We start from the raw sequence: 21,107 nt of genomic DNA, 5'->3' as shown, positions 1-21,107 counted from the left end.
CGCCACCCGTGAAACTCGCTGCTTTCCAGGATTCTTTCCAGGCACTCTTTCCAGGCACTCTTTCCAGACATGGCAGCAGGCGTTAAACCGCCACCAGGCGCACGCTGGCACCTTCGCCGACGCCAAGGGCTTCGGCCGCTTCAAGATCCAGGGTCACGGGCTTGCCCGGCGCGTAGTCCAGCTCCAGCAATACCGCGCGGTAATCCTGCAACTGGGCGTTGGCCACCAGGTATTGACGACCGGCGCCTTTGACCGGTTCGCCGATTTTAACCGGGACCACACGGCTCTGGGCGATCGAACGGATCCCGGAAACGCGGGCGTGCAGGGTCGGACCGCCATCGAAGATGTCGATGTAATGATCGGTCTCGAAGCCTTCGCGCATCAGGATGTCGAAGGTGATCTGTGCCCGTGGATGCACCTGACCCATCGCCTCTTGGGCGGAGTCGGGCAACAGCGGCACGTAGATCGGGTAATGCGGCATCAGTTCGGCGAGGAAGGTCCGGCTTTTCAGCCCACACAGACGCTCGGCGGCAGCATAGTTAAGGTCGAAGAAGTTACGGCCGATGGCATCCCAGAACGGCGAATCGCCATTCTCGTCGCTGTAACCGACGATCTCGGTCACGACCGAATCAGCGAAACGCTCCGGGTGGCTGGCGACAAACAGCAGACGGCCACGGGAGTTGAGTTCCGACCACGCCGACCCCACCAGCTCCGGGACCACATAGAAGCTGGTCAGCAGGCTGTTGCCGGTCAGGTCATGGCACTGGGAGAGCACATGGATCTTGTTATGAATCTTCAGCTCACGGGAGGCGTGAACGAAGGTTTCATTACGGAAGCTGTAGAACGGCTCGGAGTAACCGGCCGAGGCCACGATTGCCGAGCAGCCAACCAGCTTTCCGCTGGCCGTGTCTTCAAGGACGAAGAAATAGCTTTCTTCACCGTTGAAGCTGACTTCGGCGGCAAACGAGGCTTCGCTTGCTGCGATCTTGTCGCTCAGGCGTTCGACATCGTCCGGCAAGGACGTGACACCAATCGGGCTGTCCGCAGCCAGACGCTGTACCTCGCCCAGATCAGCCATTTGCGCGGGGCGCATCACCAGCATGGTGTCACTCCTTACTGAAAAACAGGTCGGTAAAAATGCCGACTCGGGGAAAAAAATGCCGGGCAGGCCCGGCACAGGAATTTGGCTCAACGCCTATTACAAGAATAGGCGCCGAGAGGTACTACGGCCTGTATCCGATCCTTGTAGGAGCGAGCTTGCTCGCGATGGGGGGATAACAGTCGACATCAATGTTGAATGTCGGTCCGCTATCGCGAGCAAGCTCGCTCCCACAGGGGGATCAGGCTTGAGTCAGTTTCGCCACGGCGCGTTCGAAACGCTCCAGGCCCTGCTCGATATCAGCGTCTTCAACCACCAGGCTTGGCGCGAAACGAATGACGTCCGGGCCGGCCTGCAGGATCATCAAGCCTTCACGCTCACACGCGTTGAACACGTCTTTGGCCTTGCCTTTCCAGGCATCGCTGAGCACGCAGCCGATCAACAGACCGAGACCACGAACTTCAGTGAACAGGCCGTATTGCTTGCCGATCTGCTGCAGACGGGTCTTGAACTTGTCGTGCTTGGCTTTGACGCCGTTCAGCACTTCTGGCGTGTTGACCACATCGATCACTGCTTCCGCCACGGCGCACGCCAATGGGTTGCCGCCGTAAGTGGTGCCGTGAGTACCGACTACCAGGTGTTTGGCCAGCGCTTCGGTGGTCAGCATGGCCGCGATCGGGAAACCGCCGCCCAGGCTCTTGGCGCTGGTCAGGATGTCCGGCGTCACGCCGTAATGCATGTAGGCAAACAGTTCGCCGCTGCGGCCCATGCCGGTTTGCACTTCGTCGAACACCAACAGCGCGTTGTGCTCATTGCACAGCTCGCGGGCGCCTTGCAGATAAGCCAGCTCGGCCGGCAATACACCGCCCTCGCCCTGGATCGGTTCCAGCACCACGGCGCAGGTCTTGTCGGAGATAGCGGCTTTCAGCGCTGCCAGATCGTTGAACGGCACGTGAGTGATGCCAACGATCTTCGGGCCGAAGCCGTCGGAGTACTTGGACTGCCCGCCCACGTTCACGGTGAACAGCGTGCGACCGTGGAAGCTGTTCAGTGCGGCGATGATTTCGTATTTTTCAGCGCCGAAGCGGTCATGAGCAACACGACGAGCCAGCTTGAAGGCGGCTTCGTTGGCTTCGGCGCCGGAGTTGCAGAGGAACACACGATCGGCAAAGGTGGCGTCGATCAGCTTATGGGCCAGGCGCAGGGCCGGCTCATTGGTGAACACGTTGGACACGTGCCACAGCTTGTTCGCTTGTTCGGTCAAGGCACCGACCAGCGCCGGATGCGCATGGCCCAATACGTTAACTGCGATCCCGCCGCCGAAATCGATCAGCTCACGACCCGACTGATCCCAGACTCGGGAGCCGGCGCCGCGCACAGGAATGAAAGCAGCAGGCGCGTAGTTGGGAACCATTACCTGGTCGAAATCGGCGCGTTGCACCGGAGCATGCTCAACGGACATCGGAGTCTCCTGAAGAGGAACGCCCGCCTGAAACTGGCGAGCGATGGGGGGATTGTAAGGACAGTTTTCAGCTTGGCCTTGCCGCCAAGCGACAACTTCTTATAGCGCCAAACCCGGTTTTGCCCGGGTTTATGGCAATGCGACAAATAGCGTCGCAAAGGCGCAGTTTAAACTGCTGGCGGGGATTAGCGGCAGGGTTGGGGAATTTGATTTGCGCAGGGTTGGGAGGTGTGGTGCCTGTGACGGCCTCTTCGCGAGCAAGCTCGCTCCCACATTAGATCTTCGGCGTGTGCACTATCTGCAATACACAGGAGATCAAGTGTGGGAGCGAGCTTGCTCGCGAAGGCTATAGCAACGACACAACAAATCTTGAAACTAACCGCGCTCTGAAGGCGCCGACGACAATTCAAACGGGCTGCTGCTGCGTCGCTGGTTGCGATCTTCCCGCGGGGTGGCGCCGAAGAAGTTGCGATAGGCGCTGGAGAAATGCGGCCCCGAGGAGAAGCCGCAGGACAAACCGATCTGGATGATCGACTTGCTGGTCTGCATCAACATCTGCCGGGCCTTGTTCAGGCGCAGTTCCAGGTAGTACTGGCTCGGCACGCGGTTGAGGTACTGCTTGAAGATCCGCTCCAGTTGTCGACGGGACACGCACACATGCTGGGCAATTTCGTCGGTGGTCAGCGGCTCTTCGATATTCGCTTCCATCAGCAACACGGCTTGCGTGAGCTTGGGATGGCTGGAGCCCAAACGATTCTGCAGCGGAATGCGCTGACGCTCGCCGCCCTCGCGAATCCGCTCCACCACCAATTCTTCGGACACTGCACCCGCCAGTTCGGCGCCGTGATCACGGGCCAGCACCGCCAGTAACAGATCGAGTACCGACATCCCGCCGCAAGCGGTCAGGCGATCGCGATCCCAATCGAACAGATGGCTGGTGGCGATGACTTTCGGGTAGCGCTCGGCGAAATCATCCTGCCAGCGCCAATGCACCGCAGCGCGATAACCATCGAGCAAGCCCAGTTGCGCCAGCGGGTAGACACCGGCGGACAAACCGCCGATCACACACCCGGCGCGCACTTGCTGCTTGAGCGCACTGCTGAGCGCCGGCGCAATGCCGGTCGGCGGTTCGTCCGCCAGCAGAAACAGCTTCTGAAAACCTTCGAGCTTTCCGGCCCAAGGTTCGCCCGGCAATTGCCAGGCCCCAACGGCTGGCAGTTCGGCCTGCAGAAACGAGAGTTCGTAAACAACCTCCGGATGCACGCGCTGAGCAACACGCAAGGCCTCCTCAGCCAGCGCCAGCGTCAAGGCTTTAGTGCTGGGCCAAATCAGGAAACCAATTCGATGGGCAGTCATGGCGTGCAATCCGAAGCGAAAACAGTGTTAAAAGCCGAAGGCGGCAGCAACCAAATTAGACCATCTGGCGCGCGGTGCGCAGCATGACCTAATTGGGTGCGTAACGGGAGCATTAAAGGGTATTACTTCAAGCTGCCCGACAGGAACTGTTGCAGACGTTCGGATTGCGGGTTGACCAGCACTTCACGCGGGTTGCCGCATTCTTCCACGACACCTTTGTGCAGGAACACCAGCTGGTTCGACACTTCGCGAGCGAAGCCCATTTCGTGGGTGACCACGACCATGGTCCGGCCTTCCTGAGCCAAGGCCTGCATCACCTTGAGCACGTCGCCGACCAGTTCCGGGTCGAGCGCCGAAGTCGGTTCGTCGAACAGCATCACTTCCGGTTCCATCGCCAGCGCACGGGCAATCGCTACGCGCTGCTGCTCGCCGCCGGACATGTGACCCGGGTACGCGTCCTTACGATGGGACACACCCACTTTGGCCAGATAATGTTCGGCCTTTTCCCGGGCTTCTACCTTGGACATGCCGAGCACGTGCACCGGCGCTTCCATGATGTTTTCCAGCGCGGTCATGTGCGACCACAGATTGAAATGCTGGAACACCATCGACAGCCGCGAACGCATACGCTGCAGTTGTTTTGGATCGGCGGCCTTCAGCGCGCCGTCCTTGTTCGGTACCAGCTTCAACTCTTCGTTGTTGAGCAGAATCTTGCCCGCGTGGGGCTGCTCGAGCAGGTTGATGCAGCGCAGGAAAGTACTTTTGCCGGAGCCACTGGAGCCGATGATGCTGATCACATCGCCAGCTTGAGCTGCCAGGGACACGCCCTTGAGCACTTCGTGACTGCCATAGCGTTTATGCAGGTCTTGGACTTCAAGTTTGTACATGCGGTCGGTTCTCACAAAAACAGTCAGTCAGTCGTTGAGCAAGCGCCCGTGACGCAGCGCTTCGCGCCCCGCCACCTTGGCCAGCCAGAAACCAGGTTGGGCGTAACGTAGCCGTTCTACGGCAAACAACACGCCGGACGTGCCAGCACAGACGATGCTGACCTGATCGGATAATGGATCAATCACTTCAAAAATCGGCTCGCCCGCTTCGACCCAGCTACCGGCCGGACGCAGAAAGCTCACCACGCCGGGATGCGGCGCAAACAGCAACTCAGTCCCTTCGAACGGCATCGCTTCGCACGCTTCCTGCTGCGCGGCCGGCCACTCACCGGCGATCAAACCTTGCTCGGCGAGGAACGCCAGAATGCCTTCGGCGTGAGCCTCGGCTTGCGGACGACCGGTATCGGCCTGACCACCCAACTCAAGGGTAGTCGCCAGGCAGGCCAGGGGAATCTGCGCCTGCGGGAACATCCGCGACAAGTGCAGCCACGGCAGCGAACAGGCTTCGTCAAAGGAGTTGCCGCCGGAATCTTCCGTCAACAGCCCGACCCGCACATTCAAATGCGCAGCCAGCGAACGCCATTGCGGCCAGTGTTGCGGCAAGGCGTACATGTGCAGCGCGGCCTCGGCATCGCAATGCAGATCGAGCACCACATCCGCGGTGCACGCATGGCTCAGCAGGACTCGCTGCATGCCTTGCAACTGACTGGAAGCCGGTGGCAGTGCCGCCAGGACATCGCTCATGGCCAGGCGGATCAGCTCGATATTGGCATGCGGATCGTCACCCAGGCGCCCTTGCAGTTGCGCGGCCACCGGCTCGCTCAACTCAAAGAAGTCCCGGTTGAAATTCTTGCCACTGCCAAACTCGAAACGCCCTTGGTGGCTGCCTTGCAGCAGCTGACCGAGGCCCAGCGGGTTCGCCACCGGCACCAGTTCGATCACACCGTTCAAGGCGCCCTGCGCTTCCAGCTCGGCCAGGCGCTTTTTCAGCTCCCAGGCTGTGCGCATCCCCGGCAGTTCATCAGCGTGGAGGCTGGCCTGGATATAGGCCTTGCGCTCGCCGCTGCCGAAGCGGAACACCGAGATATGGCGTTCGCTGCCCAGATGGCTCCACGGCAATGAATGATCGATACGTTCCATGATCAGGCCTTGCGCGGGGCCATGTAGCCCAGCCAGCGATGCTCAGCCATCTTGAACAGGCGCACCAGAATGAACGTCAGGCACAGGTAGAACGCGCCTGCGGTGATATAGGCTTCGAACGGCAAGTAGTACTGAGCGTTCACCGTGCGCGCGGCACCGGTGATGTCGATCAGAGTCACGATGGAGGCCAGACTGGTGGTCTGCAGCATCATGATCACTTCGTTGCTGTACTGCGGCAGCGCCCGGCGCAGGGCCGACGGCAGCAGGATGCGGCGATACAACTTGTAGCGCGACATGCCCATGGCCTTGGCCGCTTCGATCTCGCCATTGGGGGTAGCACGCAGGCTACCGGCGATGATTTCGGCGGTGTAAGCGCTGGTATTGATGGCAAATGCCAGGCAAGCGCAGAACGTCGCACTCGACAGCCAGGGCCACAGGAAGCTTTCCCGTACCGCTTCGAATTGCGCCAGCCCGTAGTAGATCAAAAACAGCTGCACCAGCATCGGTGTGCCACGGATCACGTAGGTGAAGAGCCAGGCGCTCATGTTCACGACCGGCTGTTTGGACACGCGCATCAGCGCCAGCGGCAAGGCCGCCAGCAGACCGAACAACAGTGACAGTGCGAGCAGTTTCAGGGTGGTCAGCAAGCCGCCGAAGTACAGCGGCAGAGCCTCCCAAATGACGTTGTAGTCGAAGATCATAGATCAGCCGCCCTTACGCCTACCGAGTAGCGCTTCTCAAGGTGACGCAATGCCAGCAACGAGACACTGGTGATCACCAGGTACATCGCCGCCACTGCGAGGAAGAAGGTGAAAGGCTCGCGAGTGGCATCTGCCGCCTGCTTGGCCTTGAACATCATGTCTTGCAGACCGACCACCGAAATCAGCGCGGTAGCCTTGGTAAGTACCAGCCAGTTATTGGTGAAGCCCGGAATCGCCAGGCGAATCATCTGTGGCACCAATACCCGGAAAAACACCTGGAAACTGTTCATGCCGTACGCCATGCCGGCTTCGGCCTGGCCCTTGGGGATCGCCATGAAGGCCCCGCGGAAGGTTTCCGACAGGTACGCACCGAAGATGAAACCCAGGGTGCCGATACCGGCGGCCAACGGATTCAAGTCGATGTAATCGTCAAAACCAAACATCGGCGCGACGCGGTTGAGCAAGTCCTGACCGCCGTAGAAAATCAGCAGGATCAGCACCAGATCGGGAATCCCGCGGATCACCGTGGAATACAGATCGCCCAGCCAGGCCAGCCAGCGTACCGGCGACAGGCGCAATGCGACCCCGATCAGACCCAGAACAATGGCCAGGGCCATGGACGACAAGGCGAGCTGAAGCGTCAGCCATGCGCCATCGAGGATGACAGCCCCGTAGCCTTTCAACATGATTCAGGTCCTCGAAAGTTGGGATGAAAAAATGGCGCAAACCTCAGAGATCCTGCTGCTTGCGCCATTTCGGACTTACCTGCGAGGTATTTACTTGCCGTAAATATCGAAGGCGAAATACTTGTCCTGGATTTGCTTGTACTTGCCGTTTTCACGAATGGCCGTGATCGCGGTGTTGATCTTGTCTTTCAACGCGTCGCCTTTGCGTACTGCGATGCCGATGCCGTCGCCGAAGTACTTCTCGTCGGTGAACGCCGGGCCAACGAACGCGAAGCCTTTGCCGGCATCGGTTTTCAGGAAGCCGTCATCCAACAGCGTAGCGTCTGCCACGGTGCCGTCGAGGCGACCGGCCGCTACGTCCAGGTAGATTTCGTTCTGCGAACCGTAAGGCTTGATTTCAGCACCCAGCGGAGCCAGGACTTCGCGAGCGAAACGCTCGTGGATCGAACCGCGCTGCACGCCGATGTTCTTGCCTTTGAGCTCGGCCAAGCTATCGCTGACCGCAGTACCGGCCTTCATCACCAGACGAGCCGGGGTGTTGTAGTACTTGTTGGTGAAGTCCACGGACTTCTTGCGATCTTCAGTGATCGACATGGACGACAGGATCGCGTCGATCTTGCGCACTTTGAGTGCCGGGATCAGACCGTCGAACTCTTGCTCGACCCACACGCACTTGACCTTCATCTCTTCGCACAGCGCGTTGCCGATGTCGTAGTCGAAACCAACGATGCTGCCGTCCGGCGCTTTCGATGCGAATGGAGGGTAAGCCGCCTCGATGCCAATTTTCAGAGGCTTTTCATCGGCGAATGTCGGCAAGGACAGCACGGACAGTGCCAGGGCGCCAAGAAGCACGAGTTTCTTCATCGTAGGACTCCATCGGTAAAGGGCGAAAACGGCAGAGTGAGCAACAGCCCAATATGCAAATGGGTGGAAACGCAAAGCGCTGCTGCGTCTTCGGAATCTCGTGCTGAATTCAACATTGAATTCAACTTTAAATTCAACGCGAGCAACGACGAGCGAGTGATTGGCATTCTAACGACAGGCCCGAAGCCGATATTTCTTCAATGCGACAACAATTTACAGAAGCACTGAAAAACCCGGTCGAGCACATTGACAGCCTCGCAAGGTTATGCGAGAGCAAAAGACAGACAACCGATCTATAATGCAAATAGCGGGCCCATTATTCGCAAACCCTTCTATTCCGGCAAGCGTAGCGTGCTGTCTTATTTTTCATGTGGGTTAAGAGGCCCGAAAGCGGGGCTTTACGTTTCGCTTCGCCCCGAAATCGGTCGCGGGGTTACACATTTGGTTACTTGAGTAACAACAGGAAGGTTCCTACCGGGAAAACCGATAATTATTGGTTCGGAGCCCCTGCTCCACCGGCGCCTGACCAACCGCTATCGCGAGCAAGCTCACTCCCACACTCGATCTGCGCTAGACCACTATGGTGCGATCAACGCAGAACTAATGTGGGAGCGAGCTTGCTCGCGATAGCAATAGACCAGCCACCCCAAACCTCAAGCCGATCAAAAATCCCAACCCACAAAAAAGCCCCACCCGGCTCAACACCGGATGGGGCTCGATGACTCAGAACTCTCGCTTACGCGACGTTCATAGTCCTGTGAGTATCGATCAAATGCTGCACCACACCCGGATCAGCCAGGGTGGAGATATCGCCCAGACCGTCATATTCCGCGGTAGCAATCTTGCGCAGGATTCGGCGCATGATTTTCCCCGAACGGGTTTTCGGCAGGCCCGGCGCCCACTGGATCACATCCGGCGAGGCAATCGGACCGATCTCTTTGCGCACCCAGTTCTTCAACTCCAGACGCAGCGCTTCGCTCGGCTCTTCGCCACCGTTGAGGGTGACGTAGACATAGATGCCCTGCCCTTTGATGTCATGGGGCACACCGACCACCGCCGCTTCGGCGACTTTCGGGTGAGCGACCATCGCGCTTTCGATCTCGGCGGTGCCCATGCGGTGACCGGAGACGTTCAACACGTCATCCACACGACCGGTGATCCAGTAGTAGCCGTCCTCATCGCGGCGAGCGCCGTCGCCCGTGAAGTACATGCCGCGGAAGGTCTTGAAGTAGGTGTCGACGAAGCGGTCATGGTCGCCGTACAGCGTGCGCGCCTGGCCCGGCCACGAATCGAGGATCACCAGGTTGCCCTCGGCGACGCCTTCGATGATGTTGCCCAGGTTGTCCACCAGCGCCGGCACCACACCAAAGAACGGACGTGCCGCCGAACCCGGCTTGAGCGCGTGAGCACCCGGCAGCGGGCTCATCAGCGTGGCGCCGGTCTCGGTCTGCCACCAGGTATCGACGATCGGGCAACGCGACTGACCGACGTTCTTGTAGTACCAGTCCCAGGCCTCCGGGTTGATCGGCTCACCGACCGAACCCAGCAGACGCAAGCTGCTGCCATCGGCGCCTTCAACAGCGGCTTTACCCGAAGCCATCATCGCGCGGATCGCGGTCGGCGCGGTGTAGAGGATATTGACCTGGTGCTTGTCGACGACCTTCGCCACCCGGGTGATATCCGGGTAGTTCGGCACGCCTTCGAACAGCAAAGTGGTCGCGCCATTGGCCAGCGGGCCATAGACAATATAGGTGTGGCCGGTGACCCAGCCGACGTCGGCGGTGCACCAGTAGACTTCGCCCGGACGATAGTCGAACACCCGCTCATGGGTCATCGCGGCGTACAGCAGATAGCCGCCAGTGGTGTGTTGCACACCCTTGGGCTTGCCGGTGGAACCTGAGGTATAAAGGATGAACAGCGCTTCTTCAGCGCCCATCTCTTTCGGCGCGCACACAGTGCCCGCCACTTTCATCAAGTCTTCGTACCAGATGTCGCGATGCTGGTTCCACTTGATGTTGCCGCCGGTGCGCTTGCACACGATGACCTTCTGAATGCTGCTGGTTTCCGGATTGGTCAGCGCATCGTCGACGTTGGCCTTGAGCGGGATTTTCTTCCCGGCACGAAGACCTTCGTCAGCGGTGATCACCACTTTGGATTTGCAGTCGATGATCCGACCGGCCAGGGCTTCCGGCGAGAAACCACCGAACACTACCGAATGAATCGCGCCGATCCGGGTGCACGCCAGCATGGCGACCACGGCTTCGGGAATCATCGGCATATAGATAGTCACCACGTCGCCGCGGTGCACATCCTGGCCACGCAGGGCGTTGGCGAACTTGCAGACTTGTTCGTGCAGCTCGCGATAGGTGATCTTGCGGCTCTCGGCAGGGTCATCGCCCTCCCAGATGATCGCGACCTGATCGCCGCGCTCGGCGAGGTGGCGGTCCAGGCAGTTATAGGAGACGTTCAGGGTGCCGTCGGCGAACCATTTGATGTCGACATGGTGGTCGTCGAAGGAAGTCTGCTTCACCGTGGTGAAAGGTTTGATCCAGTCGAGGCGCTTGGCCTGCTCGCGCCAGAAGCCGTCAGGGTTGACCACCGACTGCTGGTACATGGCCTTGTAGGTCGCCTCATCAGTCAGCGTGTTGGCCGCAACCTCGGGACGAACGGGATACAGAGAAGCCGCACTCATCTTTCTTACCTCGGTGGATAGTTGTTGTTTTATGGCTCCAGTTGTAGCCGGGGCGGGCCTATAGAACCATTCGACGATGGTAGTAACAAGCCCCTACAAAATGTCGTATTTCCCCCCTCGAGCGGCTCAAGCCCGGAACTCGCAGCGGTTTTCACCCTGCTAAAAAAGGCTCGTTTCAATGGCTGCAAGGTCGATTTTCAGGGGGATTGTTACAGAATTTGCCAATAGTCTTTATCAAAAGCACGGCTATATGAATGACCACCACCGGCCTAAAATCAACCTCGCCAACAACGGCAACGTGATTAACCCAGTTGCAGCCCCCACGAAGGCCCGTTAATCCAGATTCGCTTCTCAAGTTCCACACGCAGCCTCAAAAGGGTTGCGCGCGCCCTCACGACCCGAGAAAGGTAAATTGAAATGAAAACTTTATTAGTTCTGGCCCTCAGCAGCCTCTGCGCCACCGCCATGGCTGATCAGATCCCGACAAACGTCGCCAGCCAGCAGGCACCTATAGAGGAATACACCTACTCCTCCGACCTGGACATCGCCAAAGTTGTCTCGATGAGCGAAGTTCCGAATGTCTGTGAAATTGTCCCGGCCCGCATGGAATATGAAGACTCCAAAGGTCAACGGCATATTCTGCAATACAGCGTAATGGGTAATGGTTGCCTTAACGGTTAATCAACCCGGTTAGACCCAGACTCTCTTACCACGGCCGACCACGGTACTCGCACTCAGCTGATTCTTCACCGTTCGATCCACCGCGCCCTGACTACAGAGGCATAGAGCGTTGAACACAAAGCATCGATATATTCGATTATTTTAAGCATTTATTTGCGCTTTTTAATCGAAACAGTACGAGTAGTATGAGCTTCACACCCACTGAACAAAACGAACACCACCCGGAGCTACCCTCATGAAAACCAAACTGATCATCGCCCTGACCCTCTCCGTACTGGCTGCCAACACCTTCGCCGCCGACGGTTATGACCGCACCATCGCTGCCGATGGCTTCGACCGCACTGGCGCTGCCACTCTCGCTGCCGATGGCTCCGACCGCACTGGCGCCAACCGCCTCAGCTAATAGCTGACCGCGACGTCACAGCCCGGCCTCGGCCGGGCTTAGTTGTTTCTGAATGTCCAAAAAAACCCACAACACCGCACAACCTGTGGGAGCGAGCTTGCTCGCGAAGACCGCGCAGCGGTCATGCTAAAAGCCACCCAAATTTCCCGCCCTTGCACAACGCCCACGCCAACAAAAAAACTTCCCCCATCCCAACACCCCGCAAACCCTTGCCCTACCTCAACAAAGCCCAACCCACCCCTCCCGCCGAGACAATCGACCACGCCTGCCCTGAAAAAACTGGCTGAAATACCCTGATAAAAACCCTTATACTGGAGCAGTCAAAAGGGCTTGAAATATCCCCTAGTCGGGCTATAAACCCACGCTGATTCAGCCTTCAAAGGCCATAGGGAAAGGCCCAGCGCCCGCCTCCCATCAGCGACTTCGGGGTCAACCCCAACCAAATTTATGTTTTTTGCGTGCGTTCACCGCCACTGCACTCAACAATCCTTTAGATCCAAAGCGGCCAATAGCCGTGTGACAACCCACCATAAGTGTTTTTCACACGGCCATCTGGCCCTCACGCAGGAGACGACACGTCATGCTGAGCTGGGACGAATTCGACAAAGAAGATGACGGCGAAGTCGCCGTAAAAGGCGCCAACGCCGGCCACGCTTCTGAAGCCAACATGGACCGCCTCGACAGCGCCGGCGGTGCCGCAGCTCAAGAAGCCCGCGCCGTAACCGCCAGCGACTCCGCCGCGATCATCCGTGCCAAGGCCGCGCTCGATAACCTTGACATCGCCGAAGGCCTGGCCGAGCTCGAAGGCGCTTCCGCCCGTGTTGCCGTCGACGAAAAGCGCATGATCAACTGCCGCGCCGACCTCAACCAACTCGTCCCGTTCAAATACGACTGGGCCTGGCAGAAATACCTGGACGGCTGCGCAAACCACTGGATGCCGCAAGAAGTCAACATGACCGCCGACATCGCCCTCTGGAAAGACCCGGAAGGCCTGACCGACGACGAGCGCCGCATCGTGATGCGCAACCTCGGCTTCTTCTCCACCGCCGACTCCCTGGTTGCCAACAACCTGGTCCTGGCCGTATACCGCCTGATCACCAACCCGGAATGCCGCCAGTACATCCTGCGCCAGGCTTTCGAAGAAGCGATCCACACCCACGCCTACCAGTACTGCATCGAATCGTTGGCCATGGATGAAGGCGAGATCTTCAACATGTACCACGAGATCCCATCGGTCGCGAAAAAAGCCACCTGGGGCCTGAAATACACCCGTTCGATCTCCGATCCGAAGTTCGAAACCGGCACCGTCGAAACCGACAAAGAACTGCTGCGCAACCTGATCGCCTACTACTGCGTTCTGGAAGGCATCTTCTTCTACTGCGGCTTCACCCAGATCCTCTCCATGGGCCGCCGCAACAAAATGACCGGCGTCGCCGAGCAGTTCCAGTACATCCTGCGCGACGAATCCATGCACCTGAACTTCGGCATCGACGTGATCAACCAGATCAAAATCGAAAACCCACACCTGTGGGACGCCGAAATGAAGGAAGAAGCTTCGCAGATGATCCTGCAAGGCACTCAACTCGAAATCGAATACGCCCGCGACACCATGCCGCGCGGCGTACTGGGCATGAACGCCGCGATGATGGAGGACTACCTCAAATTCATCGCCAACCGTCGTTTGTCGCAGATCGGTTTGAAAGAGGAATATCCAGGCACCACCAACCCGTTCCCATGGATGAGCGAGATTATGGACTTGAAGAAAGAGAAGAATTTCTTCGAGACTCGGGTTATTGAGTATCAGACCGGTGGGGCGTTGAGCTGGGATTGATTCCTGGAGCTAGCCACGATTTGCCGGTCGTGATTTGAATCGGTGGATTGGAAAAACTAAAAAGCCCTGAACGTGTTCAGGGCTTTTTAGTTTGGGAGAAGAACGCACGACCCCGTAGCAGTTGCCGAAGGCTACGTCAGAGGGCGAAGCCCTCGCAAAACCTGAATCCCATATCCCCCGGTAAAACCCACCTCCACCCATCACAACCGCGCCAAAACCACCCGCACCCCATACTGCGGAATAATCCCATCCGCCGTCACCAACTCCAGCCCTTCCGCCTGAGCTTGGGCAATCAACATCCGATCAAACGGATCGCGATGAATCTCCGGCAACTTCCCCGCCTGCTGCCCATGGAAAAGCGAAATCGGCAGCTTGGTAAAACCCTCATCTTCAACCAACACCTCCAGATCCTCTGGAGCCTCCAGCATCCCTTTCGCCTGCTTGATTGATATCTCCCAGATCGAAGCTGCGCTTACCAGCACCTGATTACGTGGCTCACCAATCATCTGTCGAGCAATGGCACCCAACGCAGGATCATCAGACAGCCACCAAAGAAACGCATGGGTGTCCAACAACAAGCGCCTCATAGACTGCCCTCGAATCCATCGATGATGTCTTGCGGCGTCTTATCAAAATCCGCAGACATCCGAATCTTCCCCTTCAACCGCCCAGGCTTGCGCACCCGAGGTGTATCGACATGAGGCAGCAAATCCAGATAAGGCTTGCCGGCTTTGGCGATCACGACCTTGTCGCCATGCCATACACGTTCAGCAAGCTGGGAGAGTTGGGATTTTGCTTCGTGCATGTTTACTTGGACTAATTCACTCATAATGCACCTCGACTGGTTAGCTAAGTAAGCCTAAGACGAAGACTCTTGGCAGACAAGCCCCAGAGGTAACCGCCCGTCAAAAACGACGGTTCAAGGCAATCAACTGGAAATCGAATACGCTCGAGACACCACGCCGCGCGGCGTACTGGGCATGAACGCCGCTAGGATGGAGGACTACCTCAAATTCATCGCCAACCGTCGCCTGTCGCAGATCGGTTTGAAAGAAGAATACCCAGGCACCACTAACCCGCTCCCTTGGGTGAGCGAGATTATGGACTTGAAGAAAGAGAAGAATTTCTTCGAGACGCGGGTTATTGAGTATCAGACTGGTGGGGCTTTGAGCCGGGATTGATTCTGGCCTGAGATGCTTGCTTGAAGTGTGAGGCAGGTATCCAGCAAGATTTTCCTCACACCACCTAACTTCCTTAGGTCAAATCGTCGAAAACCCACCGACCATGGAGTATGCTTTTCAGTTGCTCGACGCTCAGCAGCGTATCCGGCTTCTTATGAACAACCGCGTGGCAGTTTGCGCAGAGTGTAATCAGGTCGGTCGCTGGATCGACTGGCTGATCCTCCTCATATTCGGAAATGGGCTTCACATGGTGCACATGGATAAAGCCTTTTGCATGCTCGCCATACACCTTCTCGAAATCAAAACCACAAGCTTTGCAGCTGAGCCCATGAATAGCTATTGCCTGACGCCGAAGCTTTCGACAGCGCTCATACTTCACACCGAAATATGTGATTTTTTTCCCTTCGGTACCGGTGGCCCTAGTCTCAAAGTCCTGCGCACCATCGGTTAGGCTGGAGTCGTCGACCTGATCCGACTTCAGCACCGCATGGCCGTAGATGCTGTCAAATACGGCTTGATCAATTGCCCGGACACCGTTACGCCAGTAATTATCCTTGAGCTTTGGAGGAATCGGCTCAAGGTACTCTCCATCAACTTTGTTCGGAACTGCAGATTCAAAGGGTTTAAAGCCCTCAATGACTGCAAACAAGTCACCTTTTGTGCTGTTCTTGTCTGCATGCACCCTCCCTATTCGAGCAACACCAAAATAATGAGGGTTGGCGCTCAGACGCTGATCCGAAAAAGCCTTGTTTGTCATTTTACCTTTGTAATACAGCACCGCGGTTCCTTCGGTAAGAATCGCTCTGTACTGCTTCGGGAAGTGGTAACGGTCCCCTGTTTGATCGGCCCACTTCGATTCATCATTTTCGACAATGACAGCTGGCATCCATTCATCCTCTTAGCAGAGGATGAAGCCTACCAAATAAAGAGAAAACTCCTACACGATCAGCGAAAGAATTCTACGGCTCTCGATCAGTAAATGAGAAATGTCGCTCAAGCAGTATTGTCAAAATCCGCAGATATACGAATCTTCCCCTTCAACCGCCCAGGCTCGCGCACCCGAGGTGTATCGATATGAGGCAGCAAGTCCAGATAAGGCTTGCCGGCCTTGGCGATCACAACCTTGTCACCACGCCATGCACCCTCAGCGAGTTGGGAGAGCTGGGATTTAGTTAAGCGATGAGGTGTTGTCCATTCGCCGCAGCGTTGAACCGAGCATGGGTGACGAATGTAAAACAGTTGATGCGCCCCACTCTTGCACCCGCTATTAATAGACCACTTCTCAAGGACCCGAGCGCCCATGAAATTCGACGTTGCCTACTGCCTCAGCCTCGACGACAAGCTATCGATCTATGACGTACGCGATCTGAATTTCGACGAGACTATGGCGTTCGACTCGGCCAAGGAGCGCTTTCAGTGCCCCAATGACGCCTGTCGGGCGGCGTTTGATGCCGAAAACGTACTGGGGACGTTCAACGCCAAGAACGTCAATTACATCCGCACGCCGCACTTCAAGAATGCGCCCAGCACCCGGCATGTCGAGGGTTGTCCTAATGGCAAGGCGTTGGCCTCTGGAGTGGATGCCGAAGATGCGGAAATGGATGACGAGCGGGAGGAGCATTTCCCGTCAGAACTGTTGCTGACCCGTCGTCAGTATGTGCGCAAGCCATCCAGCCCAGAGACGAATGCCGATGCACCCCGTGACATTCCCCAGCCGTCGTCTACAAGCAGCGCCACGCCCCAGGCTTCGAAGGACAACACCCCGGACAAGACCAGCGTCTTCGCCCATCCGGTGGAATGCTTTGTGTCGAATTTCGATGACAAGGACACCCTCAAACGCATGCCGCTGAAGATTGGCGAGCATACGGCGTCTTATGGGTCGTTCTTCAAGAAGATCGAGTATCTGCAGGACAACAAGAGGCTGATTTACTGGGGCAAGATCAAGGAGATCAAGGATTACACGCAGAGCTTTCGCATCGATTTCGAACAAAAGGTCTGGTTCAAACAACCGGACGAGGTGAAGAAGAAGCCTTACTCGGTCAACGTTTACTTGAGCAAGAAGCTGATCGACACCTACCGCAAGCGCAAAGCGTTCCTGGAAGAGATCAAGCACGCCATCGACAGCGAGCAGGAGTTGTATTGCTTCTTTTATGGGGTTCAGCCTGCGTTGAAGCAGGTGCCGAGCAAGAAAAACCCCGAGCAGACGTTCGGGGTGTTCAGTGCCAATATTGAGAACCTGGATCACTTTATTATTCGTGAAGCCCCGGGGTTGGCGGCGAAGTAGGTATCAGTCCGGTCGCACGATCTCTTCAACCCACTCAAGTTCGTAGGGCTGACGAACAACATCAGCAATTTCCTCATGGGCTTCTTCGCTGAGATCCGAAAGCTCCGCGTCGGTCAATAGGTCATGCATGACCATCATTCTCAACGCCATGAGCGCACTGGAGCGGCTATACAGGTCGAAGGTCTGAACGATGTCTTTGTCCCGATCACGGGTGAGACGGTAGAGCATTCCGTATCGGGCGTGAGGCGGCAGCGCGCTGTGTTGGGCGATAGTTTCGGCATCGGCGAGAACACCCAGGCAGAAACGATCGAGCGCAAGTTTGCGCAATTCCTTGAACTTCCTCCAGTCACTTTCAATGATCGGCATGGCAATCTCCTGTGAAAAGTCTGAATAGCCGCTAATGCCAGTCAGTTAAGCCGTCTCGCTTTAACTGACTGGCATTAGCCACTTACAACAACTCAAAACTCTGCTCCTTCACATTCTGGGAATCCAGACCGATCTGCACCCGGAACTCGCCCGGCTCGGCGGCGTATTCCAACTGGGCGTTGAAGAACTTCAAGTCGTTCTCATCAATGCTGAAGTGGACCGCTTTCTCCTCTCCGGCCTTGAGCATGATTTTTTGAAAGTTCTTCAGTTCTTTGACCGGACGGCTGACGGATGCAACGACATCGCGGATGTACAGCTGAACCACTGTTTCGCCGTCGCGCTGGCCGATGTTTCGCACGGTGACGCTGGCATTGACGTTGCCGTTGTCGTTGCTCTGCAGTGTTTGAGACGACAGGGTGACTTCAGACAGGCTGAAATCGGTATAACTCAGCCCATAGCCGAAGGGGTAAAGCGGACCATGGGATTGATCGAAATATTGCGACGTGTAGTTGCGAAGCCCACCCGCTATGTAGGGGCGACCGGTGTTCAAGTGACTGTAGTAATTCGGGATCTGCCCCACGGAGCGTGGAAAGGTGATGGGTAATTTGCCGGACGGGTTGTAGTCACCGAACAATACATCGGCAACGGCGTTGCCTCCCTCGGAGCCGCTATACCAGGTTTCCAGAATCGCATCAGCCTGTTTCTGCTCCTTGCCGATGGACAGTGGCCGGCCGTTCATCAATACCAGTACCAGCGGTTTGCCGGTGGCTTTCAGGGCGGAGATCAATTCACTCTGGCGCCCTGGCAGATCGAGGCTGGTTCGACTGGCCGCTTCATGGGACATACTGCGGGGCTCACCCACCACGGCAATCACCACATCGGCTTGCTGTGCAGCCTTGACCGCTTCGTCAATCATTTCTGCTGCCGGGCGAGCGTCGTTCGCGATTTCGGACACTCCCTGGTATTCCAGGTATTTAACAACCTCCTGATCCTCCTCGAGATTGGCGCCTCGGGCATAGATCAGCGCGCCCTGGTTCATCGCGTTTTTCAGCCCGTCGTAGATCGTCACCGATTGCGAGGCCACGCCGCTTGCAGACCAACTGCCCATGATGTCGACGGTACTTTTTGCCAACGGGCCTATGAGCGCGATCGCAGCCTCTTTTTTCAGCGGCAAGAGCCCATTTTCATTCTTCAGCAGCACCAACGTCTTGCGTGCCACCTCACGGGCCTGCGCTCTGTGCAGACGGTTTTCGGCGTTGCTATCAACGGGGTCTTCACTGGCAACGCCGATGCGCCGGTAAGGGTCTTCGAACAGCCCCAGGTCGTACTTGGCACCCAGGACTTCGCGCACCGCGTTATCGATATTGCTCTGGGAAATAGCGCCGGACGCAAGCAGCCCGGGTAGCTCCGGACCATAGGAGGCGTCGTTCATGCTCATATCAACACCGGCCCTGATGGCGAGCCTGGCAGCTTCGCGGTGATTCTTCGCAACACCATGCTGAACCAGATCGGTTATCCCATTATGGTCGCTGATGACCAGCCCCTTGAAGCCCCATGCTTTGCGAAGCAGGTCTTGCATCAACCATGAATTGGAAGCGGCTGGCACACCATTTATCGAGTTAAGCGCCACCATCACCGCTCCCGCGCCACCATCGACCGCCGAACGATAAGGTGGCAGGTAGTCCTGGTACATCCTCGCCAGGCCCATGTCGACGCTGTTGTAGTCGCGTCCACCCTCGACAGCACCATACAACGCGAAGTGTTTGGCGCTGGCCATGATGCTGTCCGGTGCATTCAGGTTTTCGCCCTGGTAGGCCTGAACCATCGCTTTGGCAATGCGCGAAACCAGATAGGTGTCTTCACCGAAGCCTTCGGAAGTGCGTCCCCAACGAGGATCACGAGCGATATCTATCATCGGTGCAAAGGTCATATCGATACCGTCCGCACTGGCTTCTTTCGCCGCCGTTCGACCGCTCAACTCGATAGCGTCCATATCCCAGCTGGAGGCCAATGCCAGGCCAATGGGAAAAATGGTTCGATGGCCGTGTATCACGTCCCAGCCGAAAAACATCGGTATTTTCAGGCGGCTTTGTTGAGCCGCGTCCTGCATGGGTCGGTTTACGTAACGGCTCACAGAGCCGTACGTAGCACCGATTCGCCCGGCGGTAATCTCTTGGCGTATCTTTTCGGGAGTCATGTTCTCATCGATAGCGATCAGTCGTAGTTGCCCGATTTTTTCCTCCAGGGTCATCTGATCTATCAGGTTGGTCACAAAGGCATCTTTGTTTGACGATGCCATATCGGCCAGGACCGGCAGACTTGTAAAACCGATCAGGGCACACAGCAGACGTAATCTTTTCATGATTGCCTTCCCTGTGGCGCATACCACCTGCTTGCCTTTGAAACGCCACCTTCCTTGTATTGAAAATCAGAAAGCTGACGTTCAATCATTGCTGCTGACGGGTGTTGAAAGCCCATTGAGCTTTCCGATCCCGCATAGGAATAGCGTAGTCGGTCCAAGGCTCCTGCCTGAGCGAAAAAATCGAATCGATCAAAAAAATGAGTTTGATCCGGGCATAAAACAACTGTACAAAAACACAGTATTTTGTTGAATCGCCACTTTCGAGCCCCGGAGAAAACCATGGCCTCTCTTGCGATGAAAATCACCCTGGAACGTATCGCCCTTTATCAATTCACCCCCGAACACTGCGCACAAGCCCGCGAGGTATTGGGCTGGAGCCTGGAGCAGCTTTCTCAGGAGTCCGGGGTTTCAGTAGCCGCCATCCAGCGGTTCGAGGCTCACGGCGAGTTGCTGGACGTCACTCGGCTGGCCCTGGCGTTTCGACTCGAAGCAGAAGGCCTGGTGTTTTTCCCGGGCTTTGCGCCGGGCAGAGGGATGAACGTCAAAGGCTCCACGCCTGATCCGGTTGGGCGGGCTGATTATGCGATGATTGAGTGAACACCTTTCCTTCGTTGACAGTTATACCTATTTAGGTATATTTTCCGTCCGGTTCGGTACGGCCATTTATGTACTTCACTGTTTCCAGAAAAAGTCGACCAAGGGCATCGAAACCGCACACTGCGATATAGATCTGATCAAGAAAAGACTTCGGGCGGCTCAAGATCATGCAAAAGGATCAGAACATGATTGAAATCGAAGAAAGCACCGGTAACGTCTACGAAGACCTGGGGCATGCCGACGCCAATGAGATGCGGGTCAAAGCCCAACTTGCCGCGAAGATCGGCGAAATCATCAAGGCACGACATCTCACTCAGGTTCAGGCGTCAGAAATCCTGGGGCTGTCACAACCGAAACTCTCCGAGATGCTTCGAGGCAAGTTTCGCGGTATCAGCGAAGCGAAGATGATGGAGTGCCTTTCCCGATTGGGACGCGATGTGCAGATCATCGTCAAATCGGCCCCAGGATCAAGGCGCGAAGGTCGGATTGAGGTAGTTTTCGCTTGAGTCACCAGT

Annotated in this window: 22 protein-coding genes and 1 pseudogene; 9 read left to right on the top strand and 14 right to left on the bottom strand. The window is 56.9% G+C overall.

Features of this window, described 5'->3' with window-relative positions; translation table 11 throughout:
* Positions 1-82: 82 nt before the first annotated feature.
* The 9 genes from aruF to acs form a co-directional block, all read right to left on the bottom strand.
* Positions 83-1,102, bottom strand: a complete 1,020-nt coding sequence (gene aruF / locus AC3I0A_RS06565) for an arginine/ornithine succinyltransferase subunit alpha (RefSeq protein WP_489376831.1) — start codon at positions 1,100-1,102, stop codon at positions 83-85.
* Between the two features lie 238 nt (positions 1,103-1,340).
* Positions 1,341-2,561, bottom strand: coding sequence for an aspartate aminotransferase family protein (locus tag AC3I0A_RS06560; RefSeq protein WP_489376830.1), 1,221 nt, complete (start codon positions 2,559-2,561; stop codon positions 1,341-1,343).
* A 375-nt stretch (positions 2,562-2,936) separates the two neighbouring features.
* Entirely contained in the window at positions 2,937-3,917 is a 981-nt protein-coding gene (gene argR, locus AC3I0A_RS06555) for a transcriptional regulator ArgR (RefSeq protein WP_489376829.1), read from the bottom strand.
* A 122-nt stretch (positions 3,918-4,039) separates the two neighbouring features.
* Entirely contained in the window at positions 4,040-4,804 is a 765-nt protein-coding gene (locus tag AC3I0A_RS06550; protein ID WP_489376827.1) for an ABC transporter ATP-binding protein, read from the bottom strand.
* Between the two features lie 27 nt (positions 4,805-4,831).
* Complete coding sequence (locus tag AC3I0A_RS06545; RefSeq protein ID WP_489376826.1) at positions 4,832-5,944, bottom strand: succinylglutamate desuccinylase/aspartoacylase family protein; 1,113 nt, start codon at positions 5,942-5,944, stop codon at positions 4,832-4,834.
* A gap of 2 nt (positions 5,945-5,946) precedes the next feature.
* Complete coding sequence (locus tag AC3I0A_RS06540; RefSeq protein ID WP_489376825.1) at positions 5,947-6,645, bottom strand: ABC transporter permease; 699 nt, start codon at positions 6,643-6,645, stop codon at positions 5,947-5,949.
* Positions 6,642-7,331: an ABC transporter permease gene (locus AC3I0A_RS06535; protein ID WP_489376823.1), complete on the bottom strand. Its 690-nt coding sequence runs from the start codon at positions 7,329-7,331 to the stop codon at positions 6,642-6,644. The genes AC3I0A_RS06540 and AC3I0A_RS06535 overlap by 4 nt, the downstream gene beginning before the upstream one ends.
* A 90-nt stretch (positions 7,332-7,421) precedes the next feature.
* Positions 7,422-8,195, bottom strand: coding sequence for an ABC transporter substrate-binding protein (locus AC3I0A_RS06530; RefSeq protein WP_489376821.1), 774 nt, complete (start codon positions 8,193-8,195; stop codon positions 7,422-7,424).
* Between the two features lie 736 nt (positions 8,196-8,931).
* Positions 8,932-10,887 (bottom strand): acetate--CoA ligase, encoded by a 1,956-nt coding sequence (acs, locus tag AC3I0A_RS06525; protein WP_489376820.1) that lies wholly within the window; start codon positions 10,885-10,887, stop codon positions 8,932-8,934.
* A gap of 417 nt (positions 10,888-11,304) precedes the next feature.
* On the opposite strand from acs, the gene AC3I0A_RS06520 reads away from it, so the two are divergent.
* From AC3I0A_RS06520 to AC3I0A_RS06510, 3 genes are all read left to right on the top strand, one after another.
* A complete protein-coding gene (locus AC3I0A_RS06520) occupies positions 11,305-11,568 on the top strand; it encodes a DUF2790 domain-containing protein (protein ID WP_489376819.1) in 264 nt (87 codons plus the stop codon).
* 235 nt (positions 11,569-11,803) lie between these two features.
* Positions 11,804-11,971, top strand: coding sequence for a hypothetical protein (locus AC3I0A_RS06515; protein WP_489378625.1), 168 nt, complete (start codon positions 11,804-11,806; stop codon positions 11,969-11,971).
* Between the two features lie 580 nt (positions 11,972-12,551).
* A complete protein-coding gene (locus AC3I0A_RS06510) occupies positions 12,552-13,802 on the top strand; it encodes a ribonucleotide-diphosphate reductase subunit beta (protein WP_489376818.1) in 1,251 nt (416 codons plus the stop codon).
* Between the two features lie 200 nt (positions 13,803-14,002).
* On the opposite strand, the gene AC3I0A_RS06505 is transcribed toward AC3I0A_RS06510, so the two are convergent.
* Complete coding sequence (locus AC3I0A_RS06505; protein ID WP_489376817.1) at positions 14,003-14,374, bottom strand: type II toxin-antitoxin system VapC family toxin; 372 nt, start codon at positions 14,372-14,374, stop codon at positions 14,003-14,005.
* An 11-nt stretch (positions 14,375-14,385) separates the two neighbouring features.
* Entirely contained in the window at positions 14,386-14,631 is a 246-nt protein-coding gene (locus AC3I0A_RS06500; protein WP_489376816.1) for a type II toxin-antitoxin system Phd/YefM family antitoxin, read from the bottom strand.
* A gap of 88 nt (positions 14,632-14,719) precedes the next feature.
* On the opposite strand from AC3I0A_RS06500, the pseudogene AC3I0A_RS06495 reads away from it, so the two are divergent.
* Positions 14,720-14,983, top strand: a pseudogene (locus tag AC3I0A_RS06495) (ribonucleotide-diphosphate reductase subunit beta); the annotation flags it as partial.
* A gap of 73 nt (positions 14,984-15,056) precedes the next feature.
* Here AC3I0A_RS06495 and AC3I0A_RS06490 read toward each other — a convergent pair.
* Positions 15,057-15,869, bottom strand: a complete 813-nt coding sequence (locus tag AC3I0A_RS06490) for an HNH endonuclease (RefSeq protein ID WP_489376815.1) — start codon at positions 15,867-15,869, stop codon at positions 15,057-15,059.
* 414 nt (positions 15,870-16,283) lie between these two features.
* Between AC3I0A_RS06490 and AC3I0A_RS06485 the strand changes: the two genes are divergently transcribed.
* On the top strand, positions 16,284-17,267 hold the full coding sequence (locus tag AC3I0A_RS06485) for a hypothetical protein (protein ID WP_489376814.1): 984 nt from the start codon (positions 16,284-16,286) through the stop codon (positions 17,265-17,267).
* Positions 17,268-17,270: 3 nt separating this feature from the next.
* Here the strand turns inward: AC3I0A_RS06485 and AC3I0A_RS06480 are convergent, their stop codons facing one another.
* Together AC3I0A_RS06480 and bglX are read right to left on the bottom strand one after the other, a co-directional pair.
* Positions 17,271-17,633 carry a hypothetical protein gene (locus tag AC3I0A_RS06480; RefSeq protein WP_489376812.1) on the bottom strand — a complete coding sequence of 121 codons (363 nt, stop codon included), beginning with the start codon at positions 17,631-17,633 and terminating at the stop codon, positions 17,271-17,273.
* An 82-nt stretch (positions 17,634-17,715) separates the two neighbouring features.
* Positions 17,716-19,995, bottom strand: a complete 2,280-nt coding sequence (gene bglX / locus AC3I0A_RS06475; RefSeq protein WP_489376810.1) for a beta-glucosidase BglX — start codon at positions 19,993-19,995, stop codon at positions 17,716-17,718.
* Here bglX and AC3I0A_RS06470 point away from each other — a divergent pair.
* The 4 genes from AC3I0A_RS06470 to AC3I0A_RS06455 are packed head-to-tail and all read left to right on the top strand — an operon-like array spanning position 19,994 to position 21,098.
* Positions 19,994-20,245, top strand: a complete 252-nt coding sequence (locus tag AC3I0A_RS06470; RefSeq protein ID WP_489376809.1) for a hypothetical protein — start codon at positions 19,994-19,996, stop codon at positions 20,243-20,245. The genes bglX and AC3I0A_RS06470 overlap by 2 nt on opposite strands.
* A 29-nt stretch (positions 20,246-20,274) precedes the next feature.
* Entirely contained in the window at positions 20,275-20,592 is a 318-nt protein-coding gene (locus AC3I0A_RS06465) for a helix-turn-helix domain-containing protein (RefSeq protein ID WP_489376808.1), read from the top strand.
* Positions 20,585-20,785: a type II toxin-antitoxin system RelE/ParE family toxin gene (locus AC3I0A_RS06460; protein ID WP_489376806.1), complete on the top strand. Its 201-nt coding sequence runs from the start codon at positions 20,585-20,587 to the stop codon at positions 20,783-20,785. The genes AC3I0A_RS06465 and AC3I0A_RS06460 overlap by 8 nt, the downstream gene beginning before the upstream one ends.
* A complete protein-coding gene (locus AC3I0A_RS06455; RefSeq protein ID WP_489376805.1) occupies positions 20,778-21,098 on the top strand; it encodes a helix-turn-helix domain-containing protein in 321 nt (106 codons plus the stop codon). Before AC3I0A_RS06460 ends, AC3I0A_RS06455 begins: the two co-directional genes overlap by 8 nt.
* The last annotated feature ends 9 nt before the right edge of the window (positions 21,099-21,107 follow it).

The sequence above is a fragment of the Pseudomonas sp. KH_024_B2 genome, from assembly GCF_057839965.1.
Note: the sequence above shows the minus strand (reverse complement) of the source record. Positions and strands in the feature narration are given on the sequence as shown.